This window comes from Ktedonobacter robiniae (genome assembly GCF_016587375.1).
Classification (GTDB): Bacteria; Chloroflexota; Ktedonobacteria; order Ktedonobacterales; family Ktedonobacteraceae; genus Ktedonobacter; species Ktedonobacter robiniae.
This window is the reverse complement of record NZ_BNJG01000001.1, coordinates 1,124,485-1,146,411: the sequence shown is the minus strand read 5'-3', so window position 1 is coordinate 1,146,411 and position 21,927 is coordinate 1,124,485. Positions and strand designations below refer to the sequence as shown.

Here is a 21,927-nt window from a genome sequence, read left to right as displayed (position 1 = left end):
AAGATTGACTACGTTTTCCTCCCTACTGCGTCAGCTTGACTATTTTAATAGAGACTTGCTTACTCTTCATCTCCCAGGCTGCGTAACATCACTGGCAACTTCCAATTGGTTTCAGTATACTCCGCTTCGGGATCAGAGCTAGCGACTATCCCATTCCCTGCGAAAAGAGTCGCTTTGGCACCTGTAAGCAGGGCTGAGCGTAAGGCGACCGCGAACTCTCCGTTGCCCCTGGTATCGATCCAGCCCAGGGGAGACGCGTACCATCCTCGATCAAGCTCTTCGTGGTCTCGTATCTCTTTGAGCGCGATTTCGCGTGGTAAGCCACCAACGGCTGGCGTAGGATGCAGGCGCGCGACCGCCTCCAGCAGGTTATGACCGGGCTTGAGTCGCCCCTCAATCGAAGTCTCCAGGTGTTGAATATTCTTGAGCTTACGCACATGGGGCTGTTCCCCAATCTCGATCTGGTTGCACAGCTCACTCAAGGACTCACGAATGAGATCAATCACAAACTGGTGCTCCTGGCGAGTCTTGTTTCCGTAGAGCTGTTGCTGACTGATATACTCATCCTCTGCAAGCGTATGTCCGCGGGGAGCCGAACCAGCCAGGGCCATGGTTCGCATCCTGCCCTCTTGTGCACTTACCAGGCGTTCTGGAGTTGCCCCTACAAAGTAGTGCTTCCCACGCTGTAAAGCGAAGACGAAGGTATCAGGATAGCTCTGGCGCAAGCGATAGAGCGTAGTTTCAACATCGAAAAAACCCTCTGGATGAAGCACCTCGACCGCGCGAGCCAGGACAATCTTCCGGTAGGCTCCCTGACGCATCTGCTCTACAGCCTGGGCGACAATCGAGATCCACTGCTGAGCGGGTAGTACTTCATGTTTGGGCATGAGCGTGGTCTGGGTGCTGAGTTCTTGCAAACGCTGGAATGGAAAGTGTTCAACGATGGCGCTTAAGCGTTGCAGCAGGGCCAGTGTTTCTGTGACCTGTTGCTCCAGGTCCTCTTCTGTCATCTGCGGACGGATACAGGCATGGATAGAGAGCGAGGCCTGGTCGTCATCGAGACGATACAGTAGTTGGGGCAGGGTAAGTAGGCCAGCGGGAAAGCCCTGCCAGAGTTGTGTGCCGGGACGCTGTGGATCGAAGGCAAAGCCACCAAAGAGAGCTGGAGCTGGGACACGCTTCATAGGAACTGTAGTGGCGACCAGGCAGGTATCCTGAAAGGTGCTCAAGGCTCGCGCCGCCACATCAAAGCGATCAGCGTCGTCGGCTACAATGGTCAGGACGGCTCCAACGCCGACTAATGCCTCATTGCTAGCTGGTTTCTCCCAGAAAAAACGCTCGCCCAACTCAAGGACTTGAAGGGCGCTAAAGATATGTAAGGCATCGCGCGACTCGACGGGGAGCGTAAGGGCCGTAAAGATATTTTGCTGCTGCTGTTGGGCGCGTGTTGCCGCTTGTTGCAAGAGGGTAAGAAGCTGTGTTCGCTCACAAGCAAGCACCCAGGAGGGGTGTGTGCTATGAATATGTGGTGTTGCTCTATCTGTAAAGACAGTCTCCATAATCCGAGTCTCCAACGTGGCATAGTTCTCTGTTGATAGTTGCCCTTGTGATCAGGGAAGCACGCTAGCCGCTATGCATACTACACAGCATATACAATAGATGTGCTTATAGTCATATTTGAGCATGTATGATATGCCAATATAATGTCTTTTTTTGAGCAGAGAAGGCAGGATGAATACGCGCAAGCAGAGCATAGTGCCATAAAGATGGGCTGTGAGAAGCTCAGGCAGCCCATCGCGTGGTACCTGTGGCATTCGTGCTCAATAAGGCATGCATGGGTTAATAATGATAATCTTGATAATCTCTAATATTTTATTCGACTCACATGTAGCTACCAATAGAGCAGGTAGCTATGCAAGTGGAAAAGATCAAAGCCAGTAGTCCTGTAACAGGACCAGAAAATGGCCAGTAGGGCTGTTTGGTGGCGACGGCGCTCTGAAGGAGTTAGCAGCCAGAAAGCAATACCCGTAGTATTATAGCACGCCCGGAGAGATGCGACCAATGGAGTCCCAGGAGCCTGCAGGGCAGCTTCATCGAACTTACACACAGGGTAAGTTATTTTTCAGATTTTGGATTGGTGTAGTGTAGGTTGATTTTTCTGTTGCTTGTGTAAATTGTTGCATCTATAATAGGATAATAGTAATTTTTAATGCCTAAAGGATTGTAATATAAGACACAACATTGTATACATTGAAATATACGAGAAAAAAGCCAGCATGTAGAAACGATGGGTGGAGGAATAAGTGGGCTGGTGGCTGGCAGTGTTGGAAGTTGAGGTTGAGGAGAGAAGTGATGCAGGCCTCAAAAAATGTTGAAGTGGTTCAAGGGAGAGCAGAGCGCGAGGTAGAGACGAGAGACCAGGGAGCGTTGCCTTCCGAGCAATATGTACCCCAAATTATGCCCTCTGTCGTTGGTGGGCGGGACCTGTTGGCATGCTATATTGTGGCCATGTTTCTCATTACAAACGCGGTTTTGCAGGCCTCGGGTGGCGTAGTGGCGCTGACCTATACTGTACTGGGTGCGGTGGCTTTTTTTCTTCCCTGCGTGCTTGCGACCGCGCAGCTAGGTATAGCTTATCCCCATGAAGGTTCCCTCTATAACTGGACATATCACGCTTTAGGTCGCTTCTGGAGTTTCTTTGTCGGACTATGCTACTGGCTCAGTGGTGTACTGGCTCCAGTGACAGCTGCCAATGCCTTTGTCACCATCCTGGCAGGCTTAAATAAGAACTGGCTTACAGAGCCCTGGCAGCAGGGATGTGTGATGATTGGCTTGCTGCTGGTAGGTTCCTTCTTATGTACCAGGCGTTTGCGTATCGCCCTCAACATGATCAATATTTCGGCCCTGGCTCTCTTGCTGGCGGTGCTAGGTATTGTCATTGCGGCCGCTTTATGGCTATGGAGTGGGCACCCTTTGCAGAAAGATCTGGTGGATGGAGCCTCCTGGCGTATTACCCCCGATAACTTCTCGCTCTTTAGTGTGGTTACTCTGAGCTTTATCGGCGCGAGTGGACCTTTGAATATGGCGAGTGAATTGAGGAGTGAAGCAGGGAGGGAAAAGCGACGTATGGTACTGGCCCACCTCTTTGGTGGAACTCCCATTGTGTTTGCCTGTTACTTTCTGGTTCCCTTTGCCATTTTGATTGTGCTCGGACGCGCTGTCCTGCAGGAGGCAGTACCGTCATTTGCGGGCATTCATGTCATGGACGCGGTCTTTGGCTCGTGGGCTGGAAGTGTCGTCGCAAGTATCACCTTGCTCTCTTGCCTGGCAACAATTGTCTTTTATATCGGAGCTTCGGCGCGCTTACTGTTTGTGGCTGGTGCGGACCGCTTTCTTCCCCGGCAGATGGTCTACCTTAATCGGCATCGACAGCCAGTGATAGCGATACGTTTCCATACAGCCGCGGCCGTGCTTGTAGTAGTTGTCGTGTTTATGGTCTTGCCATATGTGGTGAAGCTGGGGACAACAACCATGCTGGTACCCCGTATCTATGCCATACTTTCGGCGGTACTGACGATCATCTGGACCATTGCGACGGCGTTCTACTTTATAAATCTCTTCAGCCTCTTCCTGGGGAAGAGGCGGCACGCACAAGGGCAGCAGAAAATCTTGCCTCGCCCCGTGCTCTTACTGATTAGTGCCGTTGGGCTGCTTACCTGCCTGGCAACGATTGTGAGCACCTTTGCCTATCCCTGGTCATCTCTGATCCGGGGTGATATCTGGATCGTCTCGGTTGGTGGCATCACAGCCGTATGCCTGGTGATTGCCATCAATATTAGTATGATCGCGCACAGCGAAGCCAGGTGGGAATTATTGCGTGATAGCTAGCCGGGCCGTTAGAGATTGATGCTGGTCGTCTCGCGCTCCAGACGGGGGCGAATTTCCTCGATTGGGCGCTCATAGAGATCGAAGAGGCCGGGCTGGTTGAGGCTGAAAAGTTGCTCAAAATCTTCGGGTGCGAAGGCTTTACGCAGGCGCGCGGCGTAGGAGGTGACCAGCATCTGCACATAATGCTCTACATCGTAATCCTGGCGCACCTGTTGTTTGGGGGAAGACTGCTTCTCCGAGGCCTGGTATTGTCGCCAGTGTTGCGGTGTGGTATTCTCCTCGGCTGCCTCCTCTGGAAGCCAGATGTAGCGTCGTTGCCCTCGCCCCTTGTAGAAGCGCACACGCTCTCCTGGTAGCCACTCGTTGCGGCCAGCATTTAAGAGTGCTTCATAAGCTGGCTCCTGATGTGAATTGCGGGATGTTCGATAGGTCGCGGGACTCTTGCTCAGGCGTACGCGGGTTGCCACATCAACGGCGGAAAGCTGGCGATTACGCAGGGCATTGACGGTTTCAAGGAAGGCCTGGCGTACGCCAGGAATATCACCCATAAGCGTACAACTCAGGGCCTTACGTAGGAAGCGCTCACCAAAGGGTTCTGAGCGGCTCGAACGCAGCGCTACGCCACGCACGATGAGCTTGCCATCATAGGTCAGGAGGGCATAGTTTTTGACCTCGTGGCTGAGCATGGCACGGTAGCGCCCCTCATATTCCAGGTGGATGCCCGAGGGTAACTCGGCCCCGATTTCAGCCACGAGGGCGCGTTCTTTGTCGTCCGTCCAGGTCTGAGGGACTGCGAAATAGACGCCATCGGTATCGGCTTCGATGGGTAGGAGTCCACGCGTCTCCAATGCGCGCAGCACCTGTGAGAGGATTGCGCGCCCACGGCTGGTGACCTCGTTGGCAGCCTGCGGATCAGCGAAGAGCGCCATCTGTCCAGCCCCCATATAGCCATAGGCGGCGTTGATCAGAATCTTCATCGCGGCCTGCGTGGCGTTATGGTGGTTCCCCTCAATAGAGGTGGGGTCGGCGAGGCGTGCGGCCTCCTTGTGGGCCAGGCGCAGATCTGTGAGGCGCGCCAGGATTTTGAGCAAGGCTCCCAGGCGATCGCAGGCGGGACCAATCTGAAATGTACGCATGAGCGAGGGATAAAGCGAGGCAACATCGGCCTTGACGATGTGTTTGGCGACTCCGCTGGCGAAGAGGTGAACGGCACCACCCGCGTGTGGCTCGACACCGGCGTTGTTCGTGGCATAATCGGCCTGGCAGGGGAGCGCGGTTCCGGCGCGCAGGTAGGCGCGCACGAGAATGGGTTCGAGGATGCCCATGGCGGGGCCTGCCGAGGCGAGCCGTTCATAGCGGCGTGGGGCCATGGCTGCCAGGGCAAAGGGGGCACCCAGGAGTCGGCGTGAGAGTCCATCCACTTCATCGACATCATCGAGGGCGTAACGACGCACCTTCTCTGGCTGCTGGCGATAGGTATCGTAGATCGCGCTTCCCTCGATATACACGCGTTGGGGCGAGGCAATGCCAAAGTAGCGCGCGACCTCTTTCAGGCTATAGCTGGGAATGTCGCGTACGACGAAGTCATGGCGGCGTACGGCATCAAGCGTATCAATCAACTCGCGCCCGGCCACGGTGTAGCGCGTGCGGTGGCGGGCTTCGGGACCCACGGCCAGCGTCTCTTCGCGGCTCTCAAGCATAGCATGGTAGCCTGCTGGTCCCATGCGTCCTATAGCCAGGGGAATCTCATGCACGAGTGCGCGGCGGCTAAGAAACGAGAGATCGAAGCCAAAGAGGTTATGATTTTCAATCACATCGGGGTCGCGCTCACGGATAATCTGGCAAAGCTCCTGAATTAACTGGGGCTCGTCACCGACTTGCGGTGCCTCCAGGATCTTAGTAAAGCCACGGCTATCACGAATGGAGACGAGAAAGATGCGTCCCTGACGTGGATCGAGCGAGGTCGTCTCCAGGTCGAATTGCAGGCGGTGCATGTCCTCGTAGTTCATGCCATGGAAATAGGTGCGCCCTGTGCTCATAAGGTATTGCTCGACGGCTCCCACGCGGTAATAGGTATGCTCCAGGTCGGTTTCGGTAAGGCTCTTGACCTGGTATTTGAGGCGATGGGATGCACCAAAGAGAATCTCACGTTCTAGCAAACGCCCATCCGTAGACGAGAGGAGATAACGGTAAGAGCCAGGTAGGCCATCAAGCTCACGGAACCAGATAGCATGCTGCGTCCTGGGAATACTTTCGTGTGGAAGCAGGCTTGAACCCAGGTGAGCCAGGTCCTCAAGGGTTGTGGCAAAGAGCCAGGGGCGGAAGCGGTCAGGAAGACAAACAACTTGTTCACCCTCTTGCTCTCGCACGCGCTGCCAGATGAGCGCGCGCCCATCCCGATGCGCCCAGACAGAGACAATGCCCGGCATGGGGTCCCAACCGAAGAGATAGCTATCATCAGTTGCATGCTGATCCTGCATAGGAGATCGGGCGACTACTGTAGATTGCCGGGTTTCTGGGTTTGTGGACGACGCTGTTTCTCCTGTGGCCATAGCACCTCTCGGTTTGCATTGCGTGGTTGACGAAAGCAAGAACGCCTATTCTAGAAGTTATTATATCATACCTCCGCTTAGGCTGTAGGGGTCTTTTCTAGAATAAGGGGCAGCTAAATGAACAGAGGATGTAGACAAAGTGGATGTTTGCGCGTTTAATCAACAGGGTATTATATTTCTATTTTATTTGCTGTGTGTATATGCTTGCTTAAGAAGGTTAGTGAGAACACAATGAAGTATTCGCCTCGCTCTGGTATGCTCGTTGTAAGCATGACATTTTTGTTGCTGGCGGTAGGTATTTTACTTATGTTCGCCGCGGCCAGTTCGCTTCCCTATACGGGGCGCCCATTACAATATTTTGAAACGCCAACGCCCGGCTCGACACCTGGCGTCATTAATTGTTTGAGCCTCCGCTGTCATCGGTAACTGTCCGATGCTGTGGGGGACCACGCAGCCTCCATAGCGTCGGGCTTTGGCTCACATGTATTTAGTAAGGGCTGGAGGGCATGGAGAGGGAGGCAAGCCAGTTACGGACCTCGGCCTCTTTGCGGTGTCCACTCATGACGAGGCTTGCAAGACAGATATCGCCGAGGCGACGCGCTTCGGTAATATCGCCCTGCGCGGCGGCGACGCGTGCCAGGCCATACTGCCCCAGGATGTACATCTCGTGGTCGCCCTCGGGGAGGGTCGTGAGCATGTGCTGATAGGCTGTCGAGGCCTGCTCGACCAGGTCGAGATGTAGGTAGAGTTCGCCATAGAGGTTATGCGCTGAGGCGATAATGCGCGGCGAGCCAATTTCTTGCGCGACTTTAAGGCCCCGTACAAGAAAATCTTCTGCCTGAGCGTACGTTCCCTGCTTGATCTTCATTTCACCAATATTAATGAGAAGGATGCCAATCCATTCGCGTAGGTGAAAGTGTTGTGCCAGCTCCAGGCCTTCCTGGAGGTGTGTCTCGGCCAGTTCATAATGTTCCTGCTCATAGGCCAGGGTTCCGAGATTGAGCAAGAAGATGATCGTGAGTTCACAGTGGACAATCTGGCGTGCCAGGTTAAGACCTTCGTTGAGGAAGTGTTCGGCCTTCTCATTCTGGCCCTGTTCGGCATACGTCACGCCAATGCTGAGATAGAGGCGACTGACCTTTTCGCGGTCCCCCTGCGTACGGGCGAGACTAAGCGCCTCCTGTAGATATACCTCGGAGCGGTTATAGTCGCCACCACTGGCTATGATGGAGCCGAGCACGCGGAGCTGTTCGATAAGATACTCGGGATAGTTATCCTGCTGGGCGATAGTGAGACCCTCGCGCAGATAGGACTCGGCGCTGCTATAATCGCTGCGCTTCCAGACGAGCCAGCCCTGACCTGTGAGGTGTGCACAGAGATAGCGACGGTTATTCCAGCGCCGCGCTAGTTCTATACCCTGTTGATAGGTTGAGTGTGCGAGAGTATATTCGCCAAGGCGATAGGCGATCTCGCCGATCTGGAGCAGCGTATTGAGGATGCCGTCACGATCCTGAAGAATATTCGCGGCCTGGTAAGCGCGCTGGAGATGAGTATGGGCAAGAGCATATGAGCCGCGCATAAGCAGGAAAGGGGCGAAGGTACAGACGCCCTTGACCAACTCAGTCCAGTACTGGTGTTCATAGGCGGCGTCGAGTGCACCCAGGATAACCGCACTCTCACCCTCAAGTAGCTCGTAGTCTTTCTCATGCTGCTCGACATAATCCAGGATATAAGCGATGAAGCGAGCGTAGGGCGTAGACTCCTCTAAGTGAGCACGCGCGTAGTCGGAGATGGTCTGGTGTAGTGTATAGCGCTCACTAGTGCTACACTCCAGTAGGCCTGCATCAATAAGCACATCAAGCGTAGCGGAATCGCAGTCAGCGACAGCGAGCGCGGTCTCTTCAGAGAAGCTATGTGGCTTGGGTGGCAGAATAGAGAGCGCATAGAGCGCGGCACGAGTCGTTGAGGAGAGCTGTCGATCCGTAATAGCGATCACCGACTGAAGCGAGCGCAGTTTGGGCGCTCCAGGCTCCGGCTCTAAATTAGCGTCGTACGCCTCGCTTAATTCCAGGCGTTGTCTGGTGTTGCTCAGGCTCTGAATAGTGTTCTGAATATGCTGCGTATCGCCATGGTTGGCCTGCTTGCGCAGGTAGTTGCCCATGAGGGTCAGGGCCAGAGGGAGACCGCCCACAGCCTGAACAAGGTCACTCTCTTTATAAGAATCATGACGAAAAACGGTTGGCGCGAGATGACGCAGGAGGCGCATACTCTCCTCTTTATTCAACTCGGAGAGCGTCAATGGACCGTTGACCGCGAAATGCGCTGCGACGGTGGGGAAGCGCGTAGTCACCAGGTGCGCGCAATGTGGCCCTCCAATCTTGAAAGGAAGCACATCTTCAAGCGTCCAGGCGTCGTCGATAATGATCAGCAGGCGGCGTGAGCCGATGGCGGCGTGCAGCGCCCGGGTCCAGGAGGTATAGTCTATACTCTGCTCCGCCAGGGAGAGACCAAGCAGGCGGCCCCAACGGCTCAAGATGCTAGGAATATTGGCGCTTGGACCCAGCCCTGCCCAGAGGATACCATCCGCGAAAGATTCAAGTACCTCTTCATCATAGGCCAGGGTGATGGCCAGCGTTGTCTTTCCGATGCCAGGCAACCCATTGAGCGTGGTAAGCGAGGCATTGCCATCCTCCCATAGATGCTGCTTAAGCAGTTCCAGGTCGTTGGCGCGTCCAATCAAGGGAGAACTCGGCTGGCGCGGGATCGCGGGATCAAAAATGGGCAGAGGGCGCGTGGGCACGGAGGACAGACGGTGCAGCCGCGAGGACGCTTGTGGCGAGTGCATCTGAGCTTTCGATGTGTTATGTTGCATAATGAGGGAAACCTCCTCCAGGTGCCGCGAAGGAGCCGGGCAGTCAGCCTTTGCCTGTAATGTACGAGAAGAGTCTACTTCATAATACCTATAATAACATAAAAGCTCATTAAAATACCGTAAAAAATAGTCTGCCTCCCTGCTTTAAGTGACGCAAAAAACACCCACAAAATCAAAACGCTTCGACAACTACCTGTAGCCGCGTACGCCAGTAGCGGGCCATCCGCTACTGGCGTACGCGGCTACAGGTGATGCTTTTAGGGCATCACTTTTTGCAAAAATAAGTATTGGACAACATCACGCAGGCATAGGTATACTTGGGATATGCACAACATTTAGGATATGCCAGGGTTGTAAAAGAGGAGAAAACTTATGACCGATGAGCGTAATGAGCGGATTCAGAGCCGCTTTGGCGTGGCTGCCAGCGATTATGTCACCAGCGCAGTGCATGCTCAGGGACCTGATTTACAGTGGCTAGTCGAGGCGGCACGACTGGATGGAAGCGAGGCAGTGGTGGATGTAGCGACCGGGACAGGCCATACCGCGCTGGCGCTGGCTCCCTATGCCCGCGAGGTTGTGGCTATTGACTTCACAACTCCCATGCTTGAGGCGGGTCGCAAGCTCGCTCAGGAGCGCCATATCGCCAATGTGCGCTTTATCGAGGGGGACGCGCACGCGCTTCCACTGCCAGACGCATACGCGGATGTCGTGGCCTGCCGTCACTCGGCGCACCATTTTGTGGACCTGCCCCAGGCGGTGAGAGAGTGGGCGCGTATCCTCAAACCCGGCGGGCGGCTGGTAGTGATTGATGCAATCGTGGCAGAGGAGCAGGTGCTGGACGACTTTATTAATCAAATAGAGGTCCTGCGTGATCCCTCACATATACGCAACCGTTCTGTGAACACGTGGCTACACCTATTGGAAGAGGCAGGTATTTCGGCGCGCCTCGAGCGCAGTTGGGGCATTCACATGGACGTGCCAACCTGGACGCAGCGTATGCGCACGCCCACGGAGAATGTGCAACGCATCCTATCTATGTTCGCGGCGGCCACACCCGAAGAGCGAGCCAGCCTCAAGCTCCAGCAGGTGGACGGTGTCGACTGGTTTGATCTCCCAACCGGGCTATTTGTCGGCGAGAAAAATAAATAAGAAGAGGTTCTGGCCGGGAAGGGCATGCCCTTCCCGGCCAGAACCTCTTCTTATTTCACCAGATTTTAGATGGCGCCAGGATGGCTGAGAGGGAGGAGACAGCGATCCGGCTGAACGGTATCGGGCATCACCTGGCGGTAGATGTCGAGGTACGCGCGAGTCATGGCCCTGGACGAGAAGTGTTCGTCGACATGGGCACGCACCTGGGCGCGGTCGAGGTCTTTCACACGCGGCATGGCCTCGATCATTTCATCGAGCGTATCCACAACGAAGCCGCTGACACCGTCATACACGACCTCGGGTGCCGCGCCGCGTCCAAAGGTAATCACGGGACAACCCAGGGCCATGGCCTCGACCATAACCATGCCAAAGGGTTCTTCCCACTCGATAGGGTTGAGAAATGCCGTAGCGCGGCTAAAGGCCTGGATCTTGCCCTCCATGTCCAGAGGACCGAGGTAGCGTATCTGCTCATCATCAAACTGGGGCTCAAGCTGCTCATGGAAGTACTGTTCAGCCTCAGGCGAGGAAGTATCGATGGTTCCGCCCATGTGTAGAGGAACTCCAGCACGTCGCGCTGCCTCAATAGCCAGGTGCGGTCCCTTTTCGGGCGAAAAGCGACCCAGCCAGACATAGTATGGCTCAACCTGGGCGTCGGCTGGAATAGTATACTCCTTCATGGAGATACCATTGTAGACAACGCCAGCCAAATTTAAGGGGCCCTGTCCCGCCTCCACCTGGCAGGCCTTGCGACTAATCGCGACGACGGGGCACTGACGCCCCCATTCATAGAAGAAGTAGTTGTCCGCGTCACCCTGCCAGGTGCCGGCCCGGTCAAAGGGCATATGGCTGTGCATCGTAATGATATGCGCCATCTCCAGCGAGGCTAACATAGGCAAAAGATACATATCTGTGGATGAAGAGAGATGCCCATGAACGATATCATAGTCATTCTCTTGCTGGATGTGTTGCACGGCTTTATACATATGGAAGTAGGCCTTAAGGTGTGCTTGCCAGGGAGTGCCCTCTTTCAAAAGCGAATCATGATAAAATGAGATATGCCGCGCCGAGGTCTGCGCATCGGCAGGTGCATAGAGCGTAACATCATGGCCCTCAGCGACAAGCTCTTCCACAAGATTATTCAAAACAGACTCTGTTCCGCCATAGTTCTCCGGAGGAATCGGCAACCAGGGCGGTGCGATCTGCGCGATTTTTAAGCGTTTCTTTTGCTTTACCTTCTCCATAGTAATTTTTGTAACCTTTCTTATATACATTGAGCTAGCGCATTCTTCTTCCAACCGCCACGATCTCACTTATCTCATCACTTATAATACGTTTCTCTCTGGGTAGAAGACTACACATGTATAAGCGCCGTGAAAACGTAGAAGCGCTCGAATCCCCACGTCTATGCCGGAGAAAAAAAGGAGTGCTTGTAAACGGCACACCTACCCCTTTTCTCCGGCCGGGCGTGAGGCGTATCGCGGAAGTGTAGCCGCCCAGCAGGTGTGAAAGGTAGGTGCGCCGTTTACAAGCACATCCTTTCACACTTGCATGGGCGGCTGCCTTCTCACACCTCCTCAGTCCTCCTGCATCGGTAGCGGGCTTTTTGCCACTAAAAATAGATGGAGGGGATGCTGATGGTGGGGCTGGTGGCGGAGAGATGCCAGGTGCTATGCTTCTGGAAGCTAGTGGCGCGGTAATAGAGGTCGATGGTGGGAAGGTGCCAGCGTACATCTGACGGCAGGTAGGCGCTGTTTCCGGCCGTCAGGAGGAGGTTGGCAAGATTTTGGCAGGCCGAGGATTGGAGGCAGTTCAGCGTGACATGGGTCATGCTGGGCGTGATCGTTACCTGTGAGAGGCTGTATGGCGCATTGTGGCTGGAGCGGGGTGTGGGAATGATCTGCCCAGTGTGAAAAGGCAGGGTGAATTGAAAACGGAGTGGCTGTGACCCCTTATAGACGGTAGTCGTGCCGCCTGTCGTCTGGTCGACAAGCCAGATCGAGTGGATATCCAGGGTTATATGAAGCTGGTGAATTTCGCCTGGAGTTGGACTTGAGGGCAGATAGAAGAATGATATATCGCTGTTGGTATTGTACTGGCCAAAGAACGTGCTATAGGCCGCATACTTGTGCCCTATGGTTATGCTTGTGTGTAGCTCCTGGATGGAGAGCGTGCCAAACATGTCCGTAACATCGTTCAGGTTGTTGTAAGTGGACTGGAGGAGGGTGTAAGCCAGGCCGATGGCATTGTTATCGGCGTAAGCTTGTTGAAGCCTGAAAATAAAGCCGGGGCGCGTAGATTGTTGTTGGTTAATATCGCTGTAGAGATGCGAATTGCAGATGGAGGGCTGCGCGCGGCTATCGTTGGACTCGTCGGCGAAGAAGCAAGCTGGCCGGTCGACGCGGGCATCATAATACGCGGGAGTAAAGACTGGAGGTGCTTTAAGCTGACTTGAAGAGACTAACTGATTTTTATTCACAATCAGCAGGGCCATACCAGACGTGAGCAGAGCGACGACCAGAAGCAGAGAGGTAAGCATCAGGCCCAGGCGCAGGAAGATGCGTTGGCGAAGGGGGCGTGTATAGGAGGCCGAGGATGAGAGGCGAAGCAGAGTCAGCCCTTGCTGATTGGACTGTTCGCCCTCCTCTTCTTCGCTAGCGAGAAGGGGTGATTGGACCTGTTCGTCAGATTGTGGCAGAGCCAGAATAGCCTCGCGAAGCTCCTCCTCCGTCGCTGAGGCATATTCACCAGAACGCAGCCAGGACCAGGACGACTCCAGGTGAGTGCGCACGCGCCGCTCCGGTAGGCCCAGGCAAGCGGCAACCTCAGCCGGCGAGAGTCGGGCCACCACATGCAGGACCAGGCAGGCTCGTTCATAGAAGGGTAAGCGAAGCACCGCCTTAATGAGTGAAGGGGTGCTTGTAGGCAGCGCGAGGAGCTGATAGAGGGGCCAGGAATGGCGACGCAGACCGCGAGCAGAGGGTTCCTGGGCATCATAGGCGATATTGGTCGCGATACGGTAGAGCCAGGTGAGAAAATCCGCGCCAGGCTCCAGGCCTGGCAGAGCCTCCCAGGCACTCCGAAAGGTATGAACAGTCAAAGAGGGAGCTTTCTCTTCCCCCAGCAGGCGCACAAGATAGAGCCGAATGCTGGAGCTATAGCGCATGAAGAGTCCCTGCATGCCCGCGATATCGCCAGCCTGTGCCTGCGAGATAAGATCCTTGTCCCCGGAACTGCTCATTGCCCTGGCTCCTCGATTGGAAACAAAATTCCTGCGACCCCCATTTATGGCGCTTCCAATTACCATAGGCGCCCGATTTATCGCGCCTTGAAGGGAAACGAGATGGCTTTACAACGCTCTTCAGAGTTACAGGTAATGTTGGTATTATAACATTACAGTATATGGAAATAATATGGATTAGCGGTGGCTTATTAGTACTACAGAAGTTGCAGGTTGAAGAACACGACATACCAATTTCTGGGGACGTCACGCATAAATTTGACGACTTTGATGAGTGCAGAAGGTGTTTTTATGCTATAATGGGGCAAGATTGCTCGTTGAGCAAGTTATTTTTTTCAACCTTCGGGACCATGCTAGTACTTTTTGCCAGAAAAGATGCTAGACATGACGATTGGCAAAAAATCTTATACTATCTTTTCTAGGTATCGATACTGAGGTATAAGACATTTGACCCGTGGAAGTTCCGTTTTCAGTCTTTTATCGGTCTTTTGGAATAAGACACGACCTCATCACCCAGAGAGGTTGAGATCGGGAATATTTCTGGCGGGTTGGTCGCAGGATACAAGATTACTTTGTTGGCGCGTGAGCTGGCTCACACATGCTCGCCGCCAATGGCAGGGTTCGCGCGGATTGTGGCAGCCCAGAGCTGGCACCCAGTGACCACAATCCCCTGAACGCCAGTGGGGCATTTGTTTGCACGACCCCACTGCGCAAGGCAGCACTGCACATCCGTGGATCGGAAACTAACAATGTGTAGATCATGTGCGTTACGCACCCAGGAAGGCACATGATAGTAATTTTGGGGGGTATGCACGTATTGATGCTTGAAGCCCATAGGCAGAAACGGGTATCCTGAACACCAGCGGGACTGGTGGAGAGTAGGCAGGCTTACTCATACCTACTAAATTGGAGATCATGGATATGCCGGGTTGGACCGCAACTTGAGGCTTTAGGTAGTGAATACACGCGATTGTTTCCCCAGGGAAAGGTAGAGAAATCGTATGTTCAGAAATATGCTGCGTTGGATTATTCCACTGGTCGTCTTGCTTGTCGTCATCACTGTTGTCGCCATCGGCTCAATCACCTATACTCATGCCGCCGGTATCACCCCAACGCGTAGTCAATCTACAGACCAAACTACCCCAACTCCAAGTGTACAGCCAAATGTTTATTGGCACGGCTAGAAACACTATGATAAATTATGTTCAGGGAGCAGCGCCACCATCGCTCGCCGTCGCTCCCTGGTAGGGAATAAGCCTTGGCTGCGTTACTTGCGTGCGTGCCTACTCGTGGTTGTTGCGCATTAGCATTTTTGTTCTTCTTATTTGATGGAAGATAACCACTTGCGCACCTCTTCAGCGTTACCATGACCTATTTGTTTCAAAACATTAAGGCTTTGCTCGGCTAGATCTTGAGCTTTCGATTGATCTCCTTGCATAAAAGCCACTTGTGCTAAGCCAAATCGAGCAAGTGCTTTTAAATCTAAAGCTTCTTCGGGAAGAATATTTAACATTTCGGCGAATGTTTTTTCAGCTGCTTGCTCCTGCTCCTCTATAAGCAATAACTTGCCATACTCATTAAGAGCATGTGCTGTCATCTGGGGAATTCCTATTTGGCGCGATAGTATCAAACTCTCCTTGAGATATGCTTCTGCTTGCTGATAATCACCTTGTTTGCTAGTGGTAAAACCCAGGTTCATGAGTAGAATACTGGTCCATTCTCTGTGTTCAATCTTGCGAGCAACTTCAAGACCCTCTTTTAAATATATCTTGGCTTGTGCATAATTTCCCATTTCCATTTCGGCTGCACCAAGATTTGCTAGTAATGCACTAGTTCTTTCGTGATGTCTGATTTGGCGAGCCAATTCTAAGCCTTCAATGAAATATGTTTTAGCTTGAGAATCATTTCCTTGTTGGCCCGCATTTACACCCAGATTCATTAAAATGATACATGCTAGCTCATGATCTTGCATCTGTCTGGCAATGGTCAGACTTTCGCTTAGGCAGGCCATTGCTTCAATGTATTCTCCTCTCAGGTCTTTAACTGATCCCAAGACACGAAGAATTCCACTTATCCTTTTTTTGTTATCAATCTTGCGTGCAATGGCTAAACCTTCTTGCAAGTATTCTTCTGATTGAGCATTATTGCCAAGTTTCCAGGTGACCCAACCTAGATCATTCAGAAAAGCACTGATCTGCTCCAGGTCATTATGCTCACGAGCTAGTGTGAGTCCTTGCTGGAAGATGTCTTCGGCCTGGGCAAATTTTCCTTGTTGATGCAGGACCTGGCCGGTGTAGAGGAGGAGGGTGGAGAGGGCGCGCTGGTCGTTGAGGGTGAGGGCGGCCTCCTGGGCACGCTGAAGGTGCTGCTCGGCCTGGGCGTAGAGGCCACGGAGCTGGAGGTAGGGGGTGAAGGCAATTGTGGCCTGGATAAGCTCGGGGAGCATGGCGAGCCGGTGAGCCTGTTCGAGGGCCGTGAGGATGGTGGGGCTCTCAAGCTCAAGCTGCTCGTAGTCGCTGCTGTGTTCCGCGAGGAAGGCGCAGGTGTAGGCGACGAGGCGGCGTTGGGCGACGTCGTGCTCGGGGGCGCGCTGGAGCTGGAGATAGGTGTAGTCGCGGATGGTCTGATGGAGGGTGTAGCGGCTGGCTCCGCTGCTCTCCAGGATGCCGATGTCGATGAGGGTGTCGAGGATATCGACCTCGCAGGCGGCGACGGCCAGGGCCGCTTCCTCGGAGAAGGTATTGGGGCGCGCCGGGAAGACGGAGAGGGCATAGAAGGCCGAGCGCGTGGCTGGGCTGAGCTGCTGATCGGTGACGGAGATGACGGAGTGTAGCGAGAGCTGGATATCGCTGGTCAGGCTGGGATGAGACTCGACGGGACCGTGTGGCTCCTGAATTTGCAGGCGCTCCTCGGCGTTGCTCAGGCGCTCCAAAGCGGCGGTGATGCGGCGCGTCTGCCCACTATAGGTCTGTTTGCGCAGGTAGTTGCCCATGAGGGTCAGGGCCAGGGGGAGGCCCCCCACGGCATGAACGAGGTCCTGGGCCTTCTGCACCTCGCGATCAACCACGCCTGGCGCCAGGAGACGCAGCAGGGTCATGCTCTCCTCGTCGTTGAGGGCCTGGATCTTCTTCGCGCCATCCAGGGCGATAAATGAGGCGATCTCAGGATAGCGCGTGGTCAGCAGGTGCGCGCAGTTGGAGCCGCCAACCTTGAAGGCCAGCGCCGCCTCGGTGCTCCAGGCGTCGTCGATGACCAGGAGCATATAGCGTGTGCCAATGGCGTTATGAATAGCGCGCGCCCAGGCGTGTACATCGCTCAGAGAGGCCATCTCTGTCGCGGAGATGCCCAGGAGGGTGCCCCAGCGACTCAGCAGGCCTAGAATGTTTGGTTTAGGACCGAGACCTGCCCAGAGAATGCCATCGCGGAAATGAGTGCGCACCTCGCGGTCATGGGCCAGGGCGATGGAGAGCGTGGTCTTGCCCACACCAGGAAGACCATTGAGCGCGGTCAAGGCCACGTTGCCGCCCGTGAAGAGGCGGCGCTTGATATCGGCGAGCTCTTCATCGCGGCCAACCAGGCGAATGGCAGGCAGGAGCGGAACGGAGGGATCAACAATAGCCGTGGTAGGCGTGGGGGGCTCCTCGGCTGAGGATTCGACTTCATCAATGTTTGAAGTGGTAGTGGCTGGGGGTTCGGAGCTTGCGCTGGGCACAAGGTCGAGTTCCTGGGCGGTCAGGCCGAAGAGCTGGCAGAGCTTGCGCCGAAAATAAGGATTGGGGCGCGTAATGCCGCGCTCCCAGCGGCTCACGTTCACATGCGTGGTCCCGATCTGTTCCGCGACATCCTGTTGTGAGAGCGAGCGTGCCATCCGAGCTTCGGTAAGCTTCAGACGCGGTTGTGGCTCAGTTGAGGGAATGTGATCCACGTGCCATTCCTTTCTGGGCAACAGAAAATGATAAATATGTTTAATTGAATGATAACATATGATCTTTGCTCTGTACATGTTCATCAGGCATAATTAGATCAGTAAATCTACCTGCTACGTGAGGGAATACGCGGAATGGTAGAAGCCGGGCAAGGGGGGGAGGGACTGAAGCGCATCAAACCCGGAGCGCGTAAGCGCTGGCACTAAGGGACTGGCTGCCAGGGAGTGATGAGGAACTCTTCCCCAGAACCTTTTTTTCTACTTATCCGAAACCCTGAGCGCGCTTGCCGTACCACCTTTAGGTGATCCCCGAATGGGGGAAGCGCTAGTCACGCGAGTGACGTTGGGTTTTTGAATAAGATCTTAGTAAGAAGGTAGCAAAAAAACAGGTCACAGCATTTCCGGGCACAGGCAACAAAGGAGCGGCGATGCATATGCAAGAGCAAGAATGCAGAGCGAATGTGTGGAATCCCGTACAGGGAACGGTGGCGACGCAGGCATATCCAGGTGTGCGGCGCGTGCGCAGCATCGACCTTGTTCCATTTGAGGGCGAGGCCACACAGAACTCCGATGAATATGTCTGGGAGGGCGCGTGGGAAGCACCCGAACATATGGATGAGTTCGCCGTTTCAGGCATACATGTTCAGAGCGAGCCACTGCACCAGGAAGCGATCGACTGGATCTACGAGGCCAGCCCAGTCGCCGAGATAAGCCAGATTACTACGCAGAAGCTTCCCCGGCAGCGTGGCCAGACCACTGGTATGACGCCGATCATCCTGGAAGCGAAGCCCACGCAATCCGCGGCGACGCAGGTAGAGCAACATGTACCCACCATGAGCAAGCACGAGCAGCCTGTGAAAGGGAGAAACATCTTCCTCTGGCTATTGAGCCTGTTGGTGTTAGGAATCGTAGGCATCATAGTCTGCGGTTATCTGCTCGCCGCCATAGGCAACGGAACCCTGTAGAGCTGTACCAATAGCGCCACGCACTCACAAGGCAGGAGAAAACAGCATGCAAAGGCCAGCAACACGCAGTAAAAGCAAGATGACTTCAAGCGATCTGCGACGAGACAACGAAATCTTACACTTCTCCCTGCAAGATGCGTTGCCGCAAGGGCATATCATGGCCCTTAATCCCAAATTTGGTACGCTCTCCTATCTCTCATACGAGAGCGACCGCCTGCTGATGATCGCGCAGGAACAGTTTACTGGCACTGAGATGAGCGTTTTGCTCCCACTGCTGGAGATGTTCCCCTACTACTGCCCATACGAAGTCCTGTACGCCAGCTTCTACAATGGCAGCGTCAGCGAGGAGAACGTCGAGGAGAGCCGCGAGAAGCTCGACCAGGCGCTGGAAGAAGGTCTATGGGACCAGGAGATGCGCCCGATTCGCGATGCCCTCTCGCGCACCCGCATCAAGCTGCGCAAGTTTGGCATTGACATCTCATCGATCCTGGCCACAGGTTACATCCTGATGGTAGCCTCAATGCCCAGGCCCATCATCAAGCCGCGCGAAATCGAGCGCGAAGCCATCGTCCTGTAACCAAACAGCCCAAGTAGCTGCGTACGCCAGGGCACAGCCCAAGTAGCCGCGTACGCCAGTAGCGGGCCAAACACCGGGTTTGAGCAAAGGGTGCCATACACCACACCGTCCCTTTGCTCCCTCACCCCCGGTCGGCATGCGTGGGGTTTTGCGGTCCCCCCACGCATCCGATGCGGGTTCTTTTTTATTTTTGGCACCGTTCGAGGTAATGGCTGGTTGCTTTTGGATTGGTGTTGGGTATACACTAATAGAGTGAAGGGTGAGCGTTTCTGTTTTCCCCCGTTTTTCTCCTCTGAGATGATATATGGTGGGCCTGCGGGCCTGTGTACAAGCATGACCACAGTGGAATATTTCTCTGTATTACGTGGTGTGAGTTTGGTGTTGGGCCTGGTCCTATGCTTTTTTGATATTATGAGGTCTTATGAAAAAGTTGGTGCATTTCTCTGCTTTCTGGCGGCAGTTCCAGTTGACGCGGGCGGACCTGGCCTATGGGGCGCGCCTGATCCTGGTCGTACTGCCGCCTTTGCTTATTGGTCCCGCTATTGGTCAGAGTAAACTGGCGGCCATGGGGATGCTGGGTGGGTTGTACACAGCCATTGGTGGCACGAGTGGACGCTATCGAGACCGGGTGGTGGATATGCTGTGTATCGCGAGCGGCATGGCCATAATTGCTTTCCTGGCGAGCGGCCTGAGCGTTAGCGGCGTTGTACTGGCGATAGCGGCCGCTTTGTTGATTCCTTTTATTTTGAATATGTTAGGAATATTTGGGACCTCGGCGGGGCGCGTGGGTCTACTGGTTACAATTGTCTTTGCCATGGTGTTGAGTGAGGAGGGGAGCTGGCAGACTGGTATCTATGTGGCGCTGTCTATGCTCATCTGTGGCCTGTGGGCCATAGTTCCGACACTGTTGCTGTGGCCGCTGAGACCCTACCAGCCGGAGAGACAGGCTGTGGCGAGCTATTACCGGACTTTGGCCGCCTTTTGTGGCGCGTTGGAGGGCCCAATGCATGACGAGGGGCAGCGGAAAGCCCTCAAGCGAGCGCGTGGACAGGTCTGGCAGGCCTATAACCAGGCGCATAGCATGGTAGTCGCCGTGCATGCCGGGTCGGAGGAGACGCCCCTGCCCTTGCAGCGCCTTTTCCTCTTAACCCTGCACGCGGACCACTTCTTTCAGACGGCGATCTCACTGGGAAAGTTTGGCGAATCAATGCCACGGGTGGTGCGCGTGACACCTGTGCGCCAGGCATTGAACGCGGCGGTCAGCGAGTTTGGGCGTGTCTTGCGGCAGGTGGCTGCCTCGGCCCTGAATGAGAAGGTGCTGGTAGAGACGAATGAGCTGAATCGCAGGCTGGTGGAGGTGAAGGCGCGTGAGGACGAGTTGCGACGCCACATGCAGTCACTGATGGCGCGCTACGCGGCGGAGCCAGTGGGGCGCGCGAGCACTCTGACGAGGGTTCACCTGACGCGGCTGGTGGATGAGGAAGATTATAAGGGGATGATGCAGGTCTTGCAGGTGTTGCGAACCTTCCACCAGGTAAGCAATGCCCTGCTGGTAATCGTCGCGATGCTGAAGCAACAGGACCAGGAAGAGAGCCTGCTCCAAACGGCGCTGCGCCTGGCCTACCGCCAGGAGGTAAAGCGCGAGAATCCCCTAGAGACCTTAAAGACCCAGTTCACGATGCAGTCGGCCACCTTCCGCCATGCCCTGAGAATCGGCCTTGCGATGGGGGTTGCCACAGCGATCTATAGACTGTTTGAGATACCGCATGGTTTCTGGATTGCCCTGACGATCATGGTATGCCTCAAGCCGAATTATAGCACCTCGAACCAGAAACTGGCGCAGCGCTTTATAGGCACATGTATTGGCGCCTGCATTGCCGCCGCGCTGGTCGCCCTCGTACGCGTGCCATCCGAGATGCTGCTGCTACTGGCGGTCTTTGGCTTTATCGGCTTCTGCTACTACCAGCGCAACTATCGCGTCTTCGTGATGTTTATCGCCCCCTTCTCTCTGTTGCTCAATTCCATGGCCACGCCGGGTCAATGGGAGATCGCTCTTCTGCGCGTGGGCTGTACGCTGCTGGGCTGTCTACTGTCGTTGCTAGCGGTGCGCTTCCTCTGGCCAGAGTGGGAGCGTGAGCGCCTGCCCAAACGGCTGGCGAAGGCTATCGCTGCCAACCGCGAGTACCTGCGGCGCGTGCTGGCGGGCTACGAGGGCCAGGAGAGCAGTATCAACGGTATACATAAAGTATATAAAGCCATGTCACTGGCCAACGTCGATGTCGCGAGTGCCTTTCAGAGCCTCATGGACGAGCCAAAGGGGCAGCGGGGAGATGTCGAGCGCTGGGACGCTTTGATTACCTATAATCAGCAACTCGCCGATTGTATTACTGCGCTCTCCGCGCACATCCCGTTGATGGTGCGTGAACGGCGCAATCTCCCTCGCCTGGAGCGCTTCGCTAGAACCATAGACAACGTCTTACACCAGATCGAGGAGGTGCTCCTTGAAGGCAAGCAGGCGCAGGAGGTAAGTGGCCTGGTGGAGAATCTGCAAGAGTTGCAGGCGACCCTGCAAAGCCTGATTGCCGAGCGCCTGAGCTGGCAGCGGGCCGAGCACATGCAGACCCAGGCCATGAGCGCTCGTCGCCAGGCCTTGAAAGACCTCGTTCCCATGATGCTGGTCCTCGACGAGATCGCCCAATACACCACCGGCATGTGGAACACCGTGAAGATAGGAATACAGTAGCCGCGTACGCAAGTAGCG

The 21,927-nt window shown here is 54.8% G+C and carries 13 protein-coding genes; 7 read left to right on the top strand and 6 right to left on the bottom strand.

Annotation, left to right across the window (positions count from 1 at the left end):
• Window positions 1–59: 59 nt before the first annotated feature.
• Complete coding sequence (locus JMJ04_RS04690) at window positions 60–1,559, bottom strand: isochorismate synthase (RefSeq protein ID WP_201369391.1); 1,500 nt, start codon at window positions 1,557–1,559, stop codon at window positions 60–62.
• A 793-nt stretch (window positions 1,560–2,352) separates the two neighbouring features.
• Between JMJ04_RS04690 and JMJ04_RS04685 the strand changes: the two genes are divergently transcribed.
• Window positions 2,353–3,888: an APC family permease gene (locus tag JMJ04_RS04685; RefSeq protein WP_201369390.1), complete on the top strand. Its 1,536-nt coding sequence runs from the start codon at window positions 2,353–2,355 to the stop codon at window positions 3,886–3,888.
• An 8-nt stretch (window positions 3,889–3,896) separates the two neighbouring features.
• Here JMJ04_RS04685 and JMJ04_RS04680 read toward each other — a convergent pair whose 3' ends face one another.
• A complete protein-coding gene (locus tag JMJ04_RS04680; RefSeq protein ID WP_201369389.1) occupies window positions 3,897–6,440 on the bottom strand; it encodes a DNA polymerase domain-containing protein in 2,544 nt (847 codons plus the stop codon).
• Window positions 6,441–6,671: 231 nt separating this feature from the next.
• Between JMJ04_RS04680 and JMJ04_RS04675 the strand changes: the two genes are divergently transcribed.
• Window positions 6,672–6,866, top strand: coding sequence for a hypothetical protein (locus JMJ04_RS04675; RefSeq protein WP_201369388.1), 195 nt, complete (start codon window positions 6,672–6,674; stop codon window positions 6,864–6,866).
• A gap of 61 nt (window positions 6,867–6,927) precedes the next feature.
• Here the strand turns inward: JMJ04_RS04675 and JMJ04_RS04670 are convergent, their stop codons facing one another.
• Window positions 6,928–9,312: a tetratricopeptide repeat protein gene (locus JMJ04_RS04670; protein ID WP_201369387.1), complete on the bottom strand. Its 2,385-nt coding sequence runs from the start codon at window positions 9,310–9,312 to the stop codon at window positions 6,928–6,930.
• Window positions 9,313–9,684: 372 nt separating this feature from the next.
• Here JMJ04_RS04670 and JMJ04_RS04665 point away from each other — a divergent pair, with 372 nt between their 5' ends.
• Entirely contained in the window at window positions 9,685–10,461 is a 777-nt protein-coding gene (locus JMJ04_RS04665) for a class I SAM-dependent methyltransferase (protein ID WP_201369386.1), read from the top strand.
• 65 nt (window positions 10,462–10,526) lie between these two features.
• Here the strand turns inward: JMJ04_RS04665 and JMJ04_RS04660 are convergent, their stop codons facing one another.
• Complete coding sequence (locus JMJ04_RS04660) at window positions 10,527–11,702, bottom strand: glycosyltransferase family 4 protein (RefSeq protein ID WP_201369385.1); 1,176 nt, start codon at window positions 11,700–11,702, stop codon at window positions 10,527–10,529.
• Between the two features lie 368 nt (window positions 11,703–12,070).
• Window positions 12,071–13,699, bottom strand: coding sequence for an RNA polymerase sigma factor (locus JMJ04_RS04655; RefSeq protein ID WP_201369384.1), 1,629 nt, complete (start codon window positions 13,697–13,699; stop codon window positions 12,071–12,073).
• A gap of 1,001 nt (window positions 13,700–14,700) precedes the next feature.
• Between JMJ04_RS04655 and JMJ04_RS04650 the strand changes: the two genes are divergently transcribed.
• On the top strand, window positions 14,701–14,883 hold the full coding sequence (locus tag JMJ04_RS04650) for a hypothetical protein (protein WP_201369383.1): 183 nt from the start codon (window positions 14,701–14,703) through the stop codon (window positions 14,881–14,883).
• Between the two features lie 137 nt (window positions 14,884–15,020).
• On the opposite strand, the gene JMJ04_RS04645 is transcribed toward JMJ04_RS04650, so the two are convergent.
• On the bottom strand, window positions 15,021–17,624 hold the full coding sequence (locus tag JMJ04_RS04645) for a tetratricopeptide repeat protein (protein WP_201369382.1): 2,604 nt from the start codon (window positions 17,622–17,624) through the stop codon (window positions 15,021–15,023).
• 434 nt (window positions 17,625–18,058) lie between these two features.
• On the opposite strand from JMJ04_RS04645, the gene JMJ04_RS04640 reads away from it, so the two are divergent.
• From JMJ04_RS04640 to JMJ04_RS04630, 3 genes are all read left to right on the top strand, one after another.
• A complete protein-coding gene (locus JMJ04_RS04640) occupies window positions 18,059–18,589 on the top strand; it encodes a hypothetical protein (protein WP_201369381.1) in 531 nt (176 codons plus the stop codon).
• Window positions 18,590–18,635: 46 nt separating this feature from the next.
• Window positions 18,636–19,166 carry a hypothetical protein gene (locus JMJ04_RS04635; protein WP_201369380.1) on the top strand — a complete coding sequence of 177 codons (531 nt, stop codon included), beginning with the start codon at window positions 18,636–18,638 and terminating at the stop codon, window positions 19,164–19,166.
• Window positions 19,167–19,587: 421 nt separating this feature from the next.
• Window positions 19,588–21,909, top strand: coding sequence for an FUSC family protein (locus JMJ04_RS04630; protein ID WP_201369379.1), 2,322 nt, complete (start codon window positions 19,588–19,590; stop codon window positions 21,907–21,909).
• The last annotated feature ends 18 nt before the right edge of the window (window positions 21,910–21,927 follow it).

Bases quoted from the DNA above. Each gene is read 5' to 3' on its own strand.
- JMJ04_RS04685 (WP_201369390.1), top strand. From the start codon at position 2,353: ATGCAGGCCTCAAAAAATGTTGAAGTGGTTCAAGGGAGAGCAGAGCGC.
- JMJ04_RS04680 (WP_201369389.1), bottom strand. From the start codon at position 6,440: ATGGCCACAGGAGAAACAGCGTCGTCCACAAACCCAGAAACCCGGCAA.
- JMJ04_RS04640 (WP_201369381.1), top strand. From the start codon at position 18,059: ATGCAAGAGCAAGAATGCAGAGCGAATGTGTGGAATCCCGTACAGGGA.
- JMJ04_RS04690 (WP_201369391.1), bottom strand. From the start codon at position 1,559: ATGGAGACTGTCTTTACAGATAGAGCAACACCACATATTCATAGCACA.
- JMJ04_RS04660 (WP_201369385.1), bottom strand. From the start codon at position 11,702: ATGGAGAAGGTAAAGCAAAAGAAACGCTTAAAAATCGCGCAGATCGCA.
- JMJ04_RS04665 (WP_201369386.1), top strand. From the start codon at position 9,685: ATGACCGATGAGCGTAATGAGCGGATTCAGAGCCGCTTTGGCGTGGCT.
- JMJ04_RS04630 (WP_201369379.1), top strand. From the start codon at position 19,588: ATGAAAAAGTTGGTGCATTTCTCTGCTTTCTGGCGGCAGTTCCAGTTG.
- JMJ04_RS04675 (WP_201369388.1), top strand. From the start codon at position 6,672: ATGAAGTATTCGCCTCGCTCTGGTATGCTCGTTGTAAGCATGACATTT.
- JMJ04_RS04650 (WP_201369383.1), top strand. From the start codon at position 14,701: ATGTTCAGAAATATGCTGCGTTGGATTATTCCACTGGTCGTCTTGCTT.
- JMJ04_RS04655 (WP_201369384.1), bottom strand. From the start codon at position 13,699: ATGAGCAGTTCCGGGGACAAGGATCTTATCTCGCAGGCACAGGCTGGC.
- JMJ04_RS04635 (WP_201369380.1), top strand. From the start codon at position 18,636: ATGCAAAGGCCAGCAACACGCAGTAAAAGCAAGATGACTTCAAGCGAT.
- JMJ04_RS04670 (WP_201369387.1), bottom strand. From the start codon at position 9,312: ATGCAACATAACACATCGAAAGCTCAGATGCACTCGCCACAAGCGTCC.